At 55.8% G+C, this 12,496-nt stretch carries 13 protein-coding genes; 5 read left to right on the forward strand and 8 right to left on the reverse strand.

The annotated features are described in order from the left end of the window. Window positions 1-570: 570 nt before the first annotated feature. The 3 genes from ABY734_RS14965 (at window position 571) to coq7 (ending at window position 4,628) form a co-directional block, all read left to right on the forward strand. Window positions 571-1,281, forward strand: coding sequence for a helix-turn-helix domain-containing protein (locus ABY734_RS14965; protein ID WP_372780124.1), 711 nt, complete (start codon window positions 571-573; stop codon window positions 1,279-1,281). Window positions 1,282-1,679: 398 nt separating this feature from the next. After that, window positions 1,680-3,968 carry a 7TM-DISM domain-containing protein gene (locus ABY734_RS14970; protein WP_372780125.1) on the forward strand — a complete coding sequence of 763 codons (2,289 nt, stop codon included), beginning with the start codon at window positions 1,680-1,682 and terminating at the stop codon, window positions 3,966-3,968. 21 nt (window positions 3,969-3,989) lie between these two features. Further along, complete coding sequence (coq7, locus tag ABY734_RS14975; RefSeq protein WP_372780127.1) at window positions 3,990-4,628, forward strand: 2-polyprenyl-3-methyl-6-methoxy-1,4-benzoquinone monooxygenase; 639 nt, start codon at window positions 3,990-3,992, stop codon at window positions 4,626-4,628. A gap of 21 nt (window positions 4,629-4,649) precedes the next feature. Here coq7 and ABY734_RS14980 read toward each other — a convergent pair whose 3' ends face one another. Both ABY734_RS14980 and ABY734_RS14985 read right to left on the reverse strand, forming a co-directional pair. Further along, on the reverse strand, window positions 4,650-5,069 hold the full coding sequence (locus ABY734_RS14980) for a VOC family protein (RefSeq protein WP_372780128.1): 420 nt from the start codon (window positions 5,067-5,069) through the stop codon (window positions 4,650-4,652). Continuing rightward, window positions 5,066-5,485, reverse strand: coding sequence for an OsmC family protein (locus ABY734_RS14985; protein WP_372780130.1), 420 nt, complete (start codon window positions 5,483-5,485; stop codon window positions 5,066-5,068). The genes ABY734_RS14980 and ABY734_RS14985 overlap by 4 nt, the downstream gene beginning before the upstream one ends. Window positions 5,486-5,623: 138 nt before the next feature. Between ABY734_RS14985 and crp the strand changes: the two genes are divergently transcribed. Continuing rightward, on the forward strand, window positions 5,624-6,256 hold the full coding sequence (crp, locus tag ABY734_RS14990; protein ID WP_372780131.1) for a cAMP-activated global transcriptional regulator CRP: 633 nt from the start codon (window positions 5,624-5,626) through the stop codon (window positions 6,254-6,256). Window positions 6,257-6,359: 103 nt separating this feature from the next. Here crp and trpC read toward each other — a convergent pair whose 3' ends face one another. Genes trpC through trpE form a run of 4 tightly spaced genes read right to left on the reverse strand, consistent with a single transcriptional unit; the run spans window position 6,360 to window position 10,266 of the window. Further along, entirely contained in the window at window positions 6,360-7,157 is a 798-nt protein-coding gene (gene trpC / locus ABY734_RS14995) for an indole-3-glycerol phosphate synthase TrpC (RefSeq protein ID WP_372780132.1), read from the reverse strand. After that, window positions 7,157-8,191 (reverse strand): anthranilate phosphoribosyltransferase, encoded by a 1,035-nt coding sequence (gene trpD / locus ABY734_RS15000; protein WP_372780133.1) that lies wholly within the window; start codon window positions 8,189-8,191, stop codon window positions 7,157-7,159. Before trpD ends, trpC begins: the two co-directional genes overlap by 1 nt. Window positions 8,192-8,201: 10 nt before the next feature. Beyond that, the gene (locus ABY734_RS15005; RefSeq protein ID WP_372780134.1) at window positions 8,202-8,780 is read right to left on the reverse strand and encodes an aminodeoxychorismate/anthranilate synthase component II; all 579 of its coding nucleotides are present in this window, start codon (window positions 8,778-8,780) and stop codon (window positions 8,202-8,204) included. 1 nt (window position 8,781) lies between these two features. Continuing rightward, window positions 8,782-10,266 (reverse strand): anthranilate synthase component I, encoded by a 1,485-nt coding sequence (gene trpE, locus ABY734_RS15010; protein ID WP_372780135.1) that lies wholly within the window; start codon window positions 10,264-10,266, stop codon window positions 8,782-8,784. 264 nt (window positions 10,267-10,530) lie between these two features. Here trpE and ABY734_RS15015 point away from each other — a divergent pair, with 264 nt between their 5' ends. After that, entirely contained in the window at window positions 10,531-11,115 is a 585-nt protein-coding gene (locus ABY734_RS15015) for a DUF488 family protein (RefSeq protein WP_372780137.1), read from the forward strand. Between the two features lie 16 nt (window positions 11,116-11,131). On the opposite strand, the gene ABY734_RS15020 is transcribed toward ABY734_RS15015, so the two are convergent. Continuing rightward, window positions 11,132-11,806: a phosphoglycolate phosphatase gene (locus ABY734_RS15020; protein ID WP_372780138.1), complete on the reverse strand. Its 675-nt coding sequence runs from the start codon at window positions 11,804-11,806 to the stop codon at window positions 11,132-11,134. Window positions 11,807-11,808: 2 nt separating this feature from the next. Further along, on the reverse strand, window positions 11,809-12,477 hold the full coding sequence (gene rpe / locus ABY734_RS15025) for a ribulose-phosphate 3-epimerase (protein ID WP_372780139.1): 669 nt from the start codon (window positions 12,475-12,477) through the stop codon (window positions 11,809-11,811). Window positions 12,478-12,496: the final 19 nt, after the last annotated feature.

Consider the following 12,496-nt stretch of genomic DNA (forward strand, 5'->3'; position numbering starts at 1 on the left):
AGGTTTAATAAAAATCACGATGCGCCTCCTGACCAGACCAAAAATTTGATTTTTTTTGCCTGTTCAAAAAAGCGTGACCTGAGTCACATTTTGTTGTCTCTACTCATTTTGGTCTGTGAATAAAACCCTGATGCCGCGAAATTTTCTGGTTCAGGGCTGCGTCACACACAGGAAAAATTTGTGTCGACAGACGTCAGTTACTGCTCAATCACAGGCTCTACGAGACACACGGCAGTGTGCAGGCAGCAAACGAAATCAAACGGGGGAATATGCGTAATTACCGAGATACTTTAACGGGTTGCCGGGGGATAGCGCTGTTCTATATAGGCCGGTCTGACGAATCCAGAAATCCGAGCGGCTCAATAGTCATTGCGCGAAGACTTTTTCTAGAACCTAAAATAAGAGACATAGCAAGTAAAAACGCCCGAAGTAGTCTCCATAAGCTTAAAACCTGTCTCAAAATACCGAGCAATTTTCGCCCTAAATACGCCTAAATATCAGCAGGGACACGAACGTTAGCTAAGGATGGATCATTACAATTAGTTAATAATGTATTAACAGGGGTATGTCATGGAAAGAACGACTCGCTGGGGTACAAAAACTCGGGTACATGATGCAAACAGAGGCCGCGAGATCCTTCTAAACGCGGCAGTAAACTGCATCTCAAGGGATGGCTTAAAGCTAACCACGATGCAGAAAATAGCCGAGGAGGCACAGATTAGCCGACGAACTGTGCATCGATATTTTCAGTCCAAACGCAACTTAATATCCGAAGTAACCATGTATATTGAGGATAAGACATTTCTCAGCATAGAAAGCAAAGCTAGCCCTTATCAATACGATTTTTTTGCCTACCTCGAAGAGGCTGTTGTACTCGGCGTAAGCGGCTTGACTGTAGTGGCGAGCTTTAAATCCAAGCTTGGTCTTGACGAGGAAAAAGCCGACGAAGCAAGTTTTGACGCCGCGAGACGAAAATTTCACGACGAACAATTGTCGCGCTGGGTGAGACTATTGCGCAAACCGTACCGCAATCATACGGAAGCCGCCCACAACAAAAAAGTGAACATCGCTCCTCTGGAAATTTACGCAGAGCTAGCCATTTTGTTAGTAACAGGGCATTACCAGCTACAGTCTACTGATGCGCAGATTAGAGCTAGTTTTCGAGATATGAGCGCTCTCGCACAGCGTCACACTGAATTTGGAAAAAGAGAAAGCCCTGCATCCAGCAATCTACAGGAGAATTCAAACGGTCGATATATCAAATCATTGTTTGCCGACTAATCTGAACTCGTCACCAAGCTGACTGAAGTGGCAGCATTACATCAACTGCAAACCGGTGAGAGGAGCGCAGAGCTGCGCGCCTCTTTACTTACAGATTGAGCACAGTTGAAATAATAATAACCGCGTGCTTCCCCTTTTTCCCCACAGGATAGTAGACTCGTTTTCATCGAGTGGCTATCTACACACCCGTATATGAAGACCGCAGCGAGGGGAATATCCCAGCCAGGGGCTGCCTCGGATCAAAATATCACTATCGCAGAACATAACACTTGAGTAGAGTCACAGCCTAGGTTTCAGAATCTCACTGAGACAATAATTAAGACCAACGACCAGTAAACACTCGAGAACGAATCCCAAGAATGGTGAGAGATGCTATAGGGAAATTATCTATCAGGCGGTTGATTGGGACCAACAAAACCAGGTTTTTCTGGCTCTTCCTGCTGCCGTTTCTGCCCGGCTCGCTGCAGGCCGCTGATCTATTGCGCCTGGGCTCGGGCACTTTCGACCTGCCCATCAAAGAGCAGGTCGATATCCTGCTCGATACAGACGCAACACTGACAGTGGCCGACCTCAGCGACAATGCCCCCCGCTTCCGCCAGGCACAAACCGGTGATCTAAAGCTGGACTTCAGCAAGGGCCGCTACTGGCTCCGTTTTGGCCTTGCCAATGATCAGGCCAAACAGCACTACGCTATTTTTCACCTCACTCCTGCTGAAATTGACTCGGCGCGGCTTTTCCGCCAAGACGGCACTGAAATTACCAAGGTCTACAACGCCGGGATTCTGCGCACACCGCAATTATTTATTCTCAGCGTCGAGCCGCACAGCCAGCAGATTTATTACCTAGCGCTCGAAAATCAGGGCAAGGTGCTGCTGACCCCCAAGCTTACGGACCTCCACCCTTTCCTGACTGAATTTCGCTATGAGCTATTCGGCAATGGCGTCGGGGTGGGCCTGTTGCTGGCATTGGCCATTGCCAATCTGGCGATGGCTCTGGTATTACCGCCCTCGCGTATTTTCCTGTTGATGGGCCTTTATGCCATTTGCAATATGCTGACCATTGGGGCCTCGTGGGGCTATATTGCCCTGCACTCCCAAGCGTCTTCCCTGTTTGGAAACCCGGCCTTTATCAGTCTGACCCATCTCAGCATGCTTCTGGCCACTCTGCTGTCTGAAAGGTTTCAGCCCTCACGACGACGCCAACGCCGGGATGCCACACTCATAACCCTGCTGACCGTGAATGCACTGGCCGGAGTCACAGCCATCTTCCTGCCAGTGAGCAGCAGCCTTCCCATAATGTTCATTGTCGTGGGCCTGAGTTCTGCCACAGTCACGCTGCGCGCCCTGCAAACCTATCTGAAATATCAGGACACCGTCACCTATTACTATCTGCTCACCCGAGCCTGGCTAATCCTCTTTGTGGCTCTGGTCGTGCTGATTTACCTTCATGTGGACGCCAGTCTGGAAACCATCAACCTGATCATGCTATTGGGCACGGCAGTGGAAGTCCTGATGCTCACCACTATCTACAGCGTGTATCGGCAGAATCGGGCCCAGCAGCGTTTTGAGCACCGCCTGCATGTGGCTACCTTGGAAGCAGAAAGCCGCGGAGGCAATGAATCTCTGCGTCGTATAAACCGCGATTTGATGACACCCCTCAGCGCCATTTTTGGCACCGCTGAAATGCTCAAAAACTCGCAGCTCACGCCCCAGCAACGGGACTACGTCAACAGTCTGCAAAGCGCCAGCCAGGAAATGCTGGGTTTTATCGAAAACGTGCTGTCTCACCCTCCGCTAGCGACCGTGTCCGCCACCACCCCCGAGCTGCTGTACGAGCTTCGCCCGTTGCTAAAGGACATTGTCGAGTCCCATCAATCAGAATTGCTGTGGCAGAACCCCGAAGTAACATTGCCCGAGCAGGTTATCGGTGACCCGGGGCGGTTGCGCCAGTTTTTGCTGCATATCATCCTGGTCGCCAGCCACCACAGCCGGGAAACCGGCCTGGCACTGCAAATCCAATGGCGCAATGGTCTCTGGCTCGAGCTGCGCTACCGGGGCGAAAAAGCTCTCAGCCTGATTCAGCCTCTCGCCCCGGCACTCACCGCCGACCGCGCCATCCACACGCGGGCAGAACTGGCGAGCCAGTTGCTGGAGGCGCTGAACGGCGATCTGCGGCTGCACTCCAACGGTGGAACTCAGATTATTGAAATATCTCTGCCCCTGTCGGAGTGGAAGCACCAGCAACGACTGCCAAAACTGCTGCAGCTTCGTTTCCGACGCATTCTGATTGTCGAACCCAACCGCACCTTTGCCATGCAGCAGAAAAAACTGTGCGAACAGTGGGGAATGATCTGCTTTGTCGCCCATACCCGACAACAAGCCATCGCCCTGAGCCGTAATCAATGCCTGTTCAAGACACCGATCGACATCGTGCTGATCAGCGACACTATCGACGAGCCCATCAGCCTGAACCATCGCCTGCACGAAGAGGCCAGTGCGAGTCAATTGCCGCCACCGGCTACTATTTTCCTTCAGGAGAGTAGCCGTGAGTTGCCGGCGGCAGCGAACGCCCCCTTTCGAGTCATGGCGCGTCCGTCAGCCGGGCAAACGCTTAAACGTCTGATCGTCGAGCTGCTGGAAACCACAGAAGCGGCCTCCGCACAGACTCAAGCGACGGTTTTCCGGTAAAATGGCGGCAAGGAGAACCGCATGAACCGCAGATTTTCACTGATCGACAAGTTGGTCATATCGCTCGACCGGGGTCTTAAAACGCTGGTGCCGGGCAGCGCCAGCCCGCGCCGCAGCAATCCCGCCGATACCTACGGCGAAGCCCTGCTCGACGACAGTCCCCGTCATACCACAGGCCTGATGAGGATCAACCACACTGGCGAAGTCTGCGCCCAGGCGCTCTATCACGGCCAGGCACTCACCGCTAAAGACCCCGCCGTGCGTGAGGCCATGCAGCACTCGGCCGACGAAGAAGTGGATCATCTCGCCTGGTGCGAGCAGCGGCTTAATGAATTGGGCAGTCATACCAGCCGTCTGAACCCGGCGTTCTATGCTGCCTCGTTCACCCTCGGCGCACTGGCCGGCACACTGGGGGACAAAATCAGTCTGGGTTTTGTGGCGGCAACGGAAGAGCAGGTCTGCAAACACCTGCGCGACCATCTGACACAGCTGCCACCGGAAGATCACAAGTCGCGAGCGATTCTGCAGCAAATGCTGGAAGACGAATCCGCCCACGCCAGTAAGGCGATTGAAGCAGGCGGACAGGATTTTGCACCCGGCATCAAGGAGGTCATGACGCTGGCGTCAAAGGTCATGACGCGCTCGACCTATTATCTCTGACGCCGTGTCGAACAAGCGGCCCTAGGGGCGGGTAAACTGCTGGCCGCTGATCGGCGGGTGATAGATGATCTGCACCGTATTGCCGTCGGGGTCAAGGCAGTAAAAACTGCGCGCCCCGTCGCGATGGGTCCGAGGTTCAGACAAGGTTTTGACGCCCTCGGTCTTCAGAAAGGCAAACCACTCGTCCACGCCGTCCATCGTATCGATAATAAAACCGATGTGATCGAGTCGTTGTGTCGCTGGATCGCGCGCAGGGCCCTGATAGCGATGCAATGCCAGGTTGTCATTGCCGGAACAGAGATAACTGTTATCGGCGTCGGGTTGCCACTCAAGGGCCATTCCCATCAGGTTCTGATAGAACGCCAGGGTCTCTTCATAGCGCTCCACAAAGAGCGCGATATGCCGCAGGCCTGCGGTCGGCGGAGGCCGCTTGGCAGTCATGCGGGCACAATCTCGTAGCTGTGGGTCACTTCAACGCCGGCCTTTTCCATCATGATCGATGCGGAGCAGTATTTTTCAGCCGACAGGGCAACCGCGCGTTTGACCAGGGACTCCTTAAGGCCATCGCCGCTTACCTTGAACGTCATATGAATTTTGGTAAAAACCGCAGGCACCGCGTCGGCGCGCTCTGCACTAATGCACGCTTCGCAGCCAGTGACGTTTTGCCTCGACTTCTGCAGTATGGTGAGCACATCAAACGAGGCACAGCCCCCCATTCCCATAATCAGCATCTCCATGGGACGCGGCCCCAGATTGCGACCACCGAGGTCCGGCGGCCCATCCATTACCACAGAATGCCCGGAACCGGACTCCGCTTCGAAACTGACACCGTCCTTCCACTTAACGGTAGCTTCCATTCGATAACCCTATTGCGATGTTTTTTGAGAAACGCATCCTACCACAAGCTCCGCAAAGCTCGCAGGGGTCGCCATTGGAGGTTCCACACGGCATAATAGGCCGAATAATTTGAGAAAACCTTTCCAAGAGGACCCATTGTGATCAGTGCACCAAAGCCTGCGATTCCAAACCTCGATGGTTTTTTAAGCCATTGCCGGCGCCGCCGCTACCCTGCCAAGAGCACCATTATCTACGCGGGCGACGACAGTGACGCGCTGTATTACATTATCGAAGGTTCTGTCACCGTGCTGATCGAAGACGATGAAGGCCGGGAAATGATCGTCGCCTATCTCAACAAAGGTGATTTCTTCGGCGAGATGGGCGTTTTTGATCACGAAGAAACCCGTTCGGCCTGGGTCAAAACAAAAACTGAGTGCGAAGTTGCTGAAATCAGTTACAGCAAATTTCATGAACTCCGAGAACAGTATCCGGAAGTCCTGTTTGCGCTGGGCACACAGATGGCAAAGCGCCTGCGCCAGACTACGCGCAAGGTAGGCGATCTGGCCTTCCTGGACGTGACCGGCCGCGTTGCCCGCACCCTCCTCGACCTCTGCAACCAGCCCGACGCCATGACTCACCCCGATGGCATGCAGATCAAGATCACCCGCCAGGAAATCGGTCGCATTGTCGGCTGCTCTCGGGAAATGGTTGGCCGGGTACTGAAAACTCTGGAAGAACAGGGGCTGGTGTCGGTTAAAGGCAAAACGATGGTGGTGTTTGGGACGCGCTAACCCTCACCCCTACCCTCTCCCAGAGGGAGAGGGGACGCACAGACGCTGGCTTGCAAGTTCCCTCTCCCTCTGGGAGAGGGTTAGGGTGAGGGCAGACTTTCTCTTAAACTGAAAACAACTCCGCCAATTTCTCCCCGGGCTCCTCAGCCCGCATAAACGCCTCACCCACCAGAAAGGCATTCACCCCGCGCTCACGCATGGCTGCCACATCGGCGGGCGTGTGAATCGCGCTCTCGGTCACTACAATCCGGTCATCGCCGATTTTGTCGAGCAGGCAAAAAGTATTGTCGAGCGAGGTTTCAAAATTGTGCAGGTTGCGATTGTTGATACCCACCAGTTTGGCACCCAGGGGCAGCGTGCGCAGTAACTCTTCTTCGTCGTGTACTTCAATGAGCACATCCATACCCAGGGCCAGAGCCTCGTCGTACAAGGTGCGCATCTGTGCATCATCGAGGGCCGCGGCAATCAAAAGAATACAGTCGGCACCAATGGCGCGGGCTTCCAGCACCTGATAGCTGTCAATAATAAAATCCTTGCGAATCACCGGCAATGAACAGGCTGCCCGCGCTTCCTGCAGATAAGCTTCACTGCCCTGAAAGAAATCCCGATCGGTCAGTACCGACAGGCAAGCCGCTCCGCCCTGCTCGTAACTGCGGGCGATTGCCGCAGGTTGAAAGTCAGCGCGAATAACCCCTTTGGAAGGCGAGGCCTTTTTGCATTCAGCAATTACTGCTGACTGACCCGCCGCCAGTTTGCGCTCCATCGCCGCGACAAAGCCACGCACGGGCGACGCCGATGCGGCCTGCTCACGCAAGGTATCCAGCGAAACCTTCTGTGAACGCTCGGCTACTTCCTCTGCCTTGCGCTCGAGAATCTTTTTCAGAACAGTTGGTGTCGACATTACTTCAAGCCCTGAGAAAACTGAGCGAGCTGCTGCATTTTTTCCAGTGCCACGCCGCTGGTAAGAGTCTGCTGCGCCAACGCAACACCAGCTTTAAGCGAATCGGCTTTACCTGCTACATACAACGCGGCACCGGCATTGAGCGCCACCATATCGGCGGCCTTGCGAGCGACCTCGCTCTCCACACCGGAAAAGGCATCGCGAATCAGCTGCAGTGAGGCCGCGCTGTCGGCCACTTCCAAACCGACCAGTGACTGGCTTTTCAAACCGCAGTCTTCCGGTGTAATCCGATATTCGTTGATTTCACCGTCTTTAAGTTCAGCCACTTCAGTGGGAGAGGCCAGACTGATTTCATCCAGGCCGTCGCTGGCATGCACCACCATCACATGCTCGGCCCCCAGGCGCTTGAGCACTTCAGCCAGCGGCCGACACAGTTCAGCACTGAATACGCCTAGCAACAGTCGCTTTACGCCCGCCGGATTGGTCAGCGGCCCCAAAATATTAAAGATGGTGCGCTGGGCAATTTCCTTGCGCGGACCGATAGCGTGCTTCATGGCGCTGTGGTGATTAACCGCAAACATGAAACCCACACCTACTTCGCGAATGCACTGCTCCACCTGCTCGGCGCTCAAGCCCAGATTAATACCGGCACTCTCGAGCAGGTCGGCGCTGCCGCTTTTGGAGGACACCGAGCGATTGCCGTGCTTGGCCACCACCGCGCCCGCCGCAGCGGCCACAAAAGTAGCGGCTGAAGACACATTGAACAGGTTGGCGCCGTCGCCCCCAGTACCAACGATATCCACAACGTGAGAGAGATCAGCAACATCCACTGGCGTAACCAGCTCGCGCATGACTCTGGCGGCGCCTTCAATCTCGTCGATGGTTTCACTTTTCATCCGCAGCGCCACCAGAAAGGCGCCGATCTGGGCGTCGGTGCACTGGCCGGTCATGATGTCACGCATCACGGCGGCCATTTCGTCGGTGCTCAGACTTAAATGCTGAATGGCGCGCCCCAGGGCGGTCTTGATATCCATAAGCTGTCCCTCAGCGTTTAAGGAAGTTGGCCAGCATGGCGTGACCCTCTTCGCTCAAGATTGATTCCGGGTGAAACTGTACCCCTTCCACGTCCAGGGTTTTGTGTCGCAGTCCCATGATCTCATCGACCTCACCTGCGTCGGTCTGTGTCCACGCAGTGATTTCCAGGCAATCCGGCAGGCTGTCTTTTTCCACCACCAGTGAATGATAGCGGGTGGCGATCAAAGGGTTTTTCAAACCCGAAAACACGCCTTTATTGGCGTGGTAGATGGGCGAGGTTTTGCCGTGCATCACCTGCCGGGCACGCACAACCTTACCACCAAAAACCTGCCCCAGACTCTGATGACCAAGACAGATACCCAAGATTGGCAGCTCTCCGGCGAAGGCCTTGATCGCCTCCATGGAAATACCCGCTTCATTGGGAGTACAGGGGCCGGGAGAGACCACAATGCGTTCGGGCTTCATCGCGCGAATGTCGTCGACGGAAACCTCATCGTTGCGCACCACGTTGACCTCGGCTTTCAGTTCGCCCAGATACTGCACGATGTTGTAGGTAAAGGAATCGTAGTTATCGATCATCAACAGCATTTCAGTGATCTCCCTTACCATCCAGCACCATAGCCGCAGCCCGGAACATCGCCCGCGCCTTGTTCATGGTTTCTTTCCATTCCAGACGGGGTACCGAATCGGCAACGATGCCACCACCGGCCTGCACATAAAGTCGTCCGTTCTTAATGACCGCCGTGCGAATGGCAATGGCCGTATCCATATTGCCGTTGAAGCCCAGATAGCCCACGGCGCCGCCATAGACACCGCGCTTGACCGGCTCCAACTCGTCAATGATTTCCATCGCCCGTACTTTCGGCGCGCCGCTCAAAGTACCCGCCGGCAAGCTGGCACGCAGCACATCCATCGCGCTGAAACCCGCTTTCAGTTTGCCGGTAACGTTGGACACGATATGCATCACATGGGAGTAGCGCTCGACCACCATCTGATCGGTCACCACCACGCTGCCGGTTTCCGCGACCCGGCCAACATCGTTGCGCCCCAGATCAATCAGCATCAAATGCTCGGCAATCTCTTTCGGGTCGGCCAGCAGTTCGGCCTCCATCGCCCGGTCTTCAGCCTCGGTATGGCCGCGACGGCGAGTACCGGCAATCGGGCGCAAGGTGATTTCACCGTGTTCTACCCGCGCCAGAATTTCCGGGCTGGAACCAACGATATGAAAATCGTCCAGATCCAGATAAAACATATAGGGCGACGGGTTTAACCGACGCAGGGCGCGGTAGAGATTGATCGGCTCGGCATTAAACGGCGTGGACAGGCGCTGCGATGGCACCACCTGCATGACATCGCCAGCGAGCGTGTATTCTTTTACCCGCTCCACCATCGCGCTGTAACCCGCTTCGCCCACTTCCGATTCAAAGGCCGATTCGGGCAGTTCGCCGGGCACCGTTGCGGGCCGTGCCAGTTCAGGCGCGGGACCCGCCATCAGCGTTTCCAGCTGATCCAGCCGCCGTTGCGACTTGTTATAGGCATCGGCGTCGGCGGGGTCGGCGTGCACAATCAGGGTGATAACGCCGGCGAGGTTGTCGAATACCACCACCTCGTCGGAGACCATCAACAGTATATCCGGGTTGCCGAGCTTGTCCGGTGGGCAGGTGGCCGCCAGCTTCTTCTCGACGTAGCGCACCGTGTCGTAGCCGAAGTAACCGACAAGCCCGCCGTTGAAGGCCGGCAGAGCGTCGAGGTCCGGCGCCTGATAGCGGGCCTGGAACTGCTCAACAAAATCCAGCGGATCCTCGCTATTCAGGCTTTCCATTTCCTGACCATTTTCAGTGACAGTAATCGCATTGCCGCGCACGGTCAGCACGGTGGAAGCACGCAGGCCAATGATGGAATAGCGGCCCCACTTCTCGCCCCCTTCCACTGATTCGAACAGGTAGCTGTAGGGACCGCGCGCCAGTTTCAGATAGGCGCTGAGGGGGGTATCGAGGTCAGCCAGCACATCGCGATAGACCGGAATACGGTTATAGGGCTGCTGGGCCAGTTCGGCAAATTGTTCGGGAGTCACGGATCTTTCCTTCAAAAACGGTGAATAACGATGTTCAAGGGCGTGCTTGCACGTACGCAGGGGCCTACCATCGCCATCGGCGGGTATCAGATTGCAGCGCTGTGTGAGCGGAGCAGATCACCGTTTTCTCCAGATGAAAGGATAAATACAAAGGCGCATTCTACCCCAGCGCCCGGCTTTGTAAAACTGCGGATTTGCGGCGACCCGGAGGCACCGCTACACTCAGCGCCTGTTAACATTTCAGCATTGCGACTCCGCCCTTTCATGCCCGCTCTGTTCAGTATCGGCTACGCCACCAAAGCCATCGAAACCTTTATCGCCCACCTGCACTCTTACGGGATTGATGTGGTGGCTGACGTGCGTTCAGTGCCCTACAGCAAGGCCTTTCACGACTACCACCGGAAAAACCTGATAGAACACCTGCGCAAGGCGGGTATACGTTACGTATATCTCGGCGAGGAGCTCGGCCCGCGCTCTCCCTGCGACGCGCACTATGAAAACGGCCAGGTACAGTTTGATCGCCTGCAGCGCTCAAGCCCATTTTTGCGCGGCGTGGAACGCCTGCTCGATGGACTCGACAAAGGTTTTTCGATCGCCCTGACCTGCGCCGAGAAAGATCCGGCGGTCTGTCACCGCAGCCTGCTGATTGCGCATTTTCTGAAGCGTGAGCACGGCCTGGATATCGCCCATATCAACCACGATGGCGAACTGGAAAGCGAATCCGCGCTGGCTCGAAGGCTGATGGACGAAACAGGGATCGTGCCGGACATGCTGACCGGAGAAGAGGAATGTCTGGAAAATGCCTGGCGCGAGCAGAGCCGGCGCTGCGCCTATAAAAAGCTCGATTGACGGGCTTGCGGGACGGCTAGGTCAGCAGCTCATCCAGTTGTGAGACCACCAGATCAGGCCCTGCCTCGCGAATATCGCTGCCATAGTTATAGCCGTAGGGCACGGCAATGACCGGCATTCCCGCTGCGCGGGCCGCCTGCACATCGTTTACCGAATCTCCCACCATAATGGCACCGGTCGACGCTACACCGAGGCGCCTGCAGGCTTCCCATAAAGGCTCAGGAGAGGGCTTTTTCTGAGCAAGACTATCGCCACCCAGCACCACGGGCATCCATTCAGCCCAAGCAAAGTGACGAATAATTTTCAGCGCAAAACGCTCGGGCTTGTTGGTTACACAGGCAAGTCTGATCCCTGCCTGATGCCAGTGCTGCAGAGCTGTTTCAACACCCGCATAAGCCACGGTGTGCTCCGCGCAACACTGCTCATAAACCTCAAAGAACACCGGTAACAGGCGATCCAGTTCGGCCTCGTCAGCGCGTCCGCAACAATGCTCAAGAGCCCGCGCCAGCAGTTTGCGTGCCCCGTTGCCCACCCAGCCGCGCACCAGCGCCTCTCCCGCCACAGGCAAGTCTGCGCTTTTCAGGGTGTGATCTACCGCGCTGGCAAGATCAGGCACACTGTCGATCAGGGTGCCATCGAGGTCAAACAAGAGGGCCTCGGGCTGACGCCCGAGCAGTTGTTCGAGAAGCACGGTCAGATGGAAGCCAGTTGCTGACGCATATCGTCGATGACCGTCTTGTAGTCGTCGGCGTTGAAAATGGCCGAACCTGCTACAAAGGTGTCCGCACCGGCAGCAGCCACTTCGGCAATGTTGTTCGCGGAGATGCCACCGTCAACTTCCAGCCGAATATCGAAGCCGCTGTTATCGATCAGCTGGCGCACTTCGCGCACCTTATCAATGGTCGACGGGATGAACTTCTGCCCGCCAAAGCCCGGGTTGACCGACATCAGCAGAATCATATCGAGTCGATCCATGACATAGCGCAGGCAGTCGGGAGACACTGCCGGGTTCAGCACCAGCCCGGCCTTGCAGCCGGCGTCGCGGATCATCTGCAGGGAACGATCCACATGCACGGAAGCATCGGGGTGAAAGGTGATGTAACTGGCGCCGGCCTCGGCGAACATGCCAATCAGGGCATCCACCGGCTGCACCATCAGGTGCACGTCAATCGGCGCCGTCACGCCATGATCGCGCAGGGCCTTGCACACCATCGGACCAATGGTCAGGTTGGGTACATAGTGATTGTCCATCACATCGAAATGCACCACATCGGCACCGGCGGCGAGAACATTGTCCACTTCTTCGCCGAGACGGGCGAAGTTGGCAGAAAGAATGGAAGGAGCAATCCAGAAATCAGACATTGACGGCAAACTCGCGAAT

It is taken from the genome of Litorivivens sp. (assembly GCF_041624475.1).
Taxonomy (GTDB): domain Bacteria; phylum Pseudomonadota; class Gammaproteobacteria; order Pseudomonadales; family Spongiibacteraceae; genus Litorivivens.

Coding starts and splice junctions, on each gene's coding strand:
- coq7 (WP_372780127.1), top strand. CDS start 3,990: ATGAACCGCAGATTTTCACTGATCGACAAGTTGGTCATATCGCTCGAC.
- trpD (WP_372780133.1), bottom strand. CDS start 8,191: ATGGATATCAAGACCGCCCTGGGGCGCGCCATTCAGCATTTAAGTCTG.
- rpe (WP_372780139.1), bottom strand. CDS start 12,477: ATGTCTGATTTCTGGATTGCTCCTTCCATTCTTTCTGCCAACTTCGCC.
- ABY734_RS14985 (WP_372780130.1), bottom strand. CDS start 5,485: ATGGAAGCTACCGTTAAGTGGAAGGACGGTGTCAGTTTCGAAGCGGAG.
- trpC (WP_372780132.1), bottom strand. CDS start 7,157: ATGTCGACACCAACTGTTCTGAAAAAGATTCTCGAGCGCAAGGCAGAG.
- ABY734_RS14965 (WP_372780124.1), top strand. CDS start 571: ATGGAAAGAACGACTCGCTGGGGTACAAAAACTCGGGTACATGATGCA.
- ABY734_RS15015 (WP_372780137.1), top strand. CDS start 10,531: ATGCCCGCTCTGTTCAGTATCGGCTACGCCACCAAAGCCATCGAAACC.
- ABY734_RS14980 (WP_372780128.1), bottom strand. CDS start 5,069: ATGACTGCCAAGCGGCCTCCGCCGACCGCAGGCCTGCGGCATATCGCG.
- ABY734_RS15005 (WP_372780134.1), bottom strand. CDS start 8,780: ATGCTGTTGATGATCGATAACTACGATTCCTTTACCTACAACATCGTG.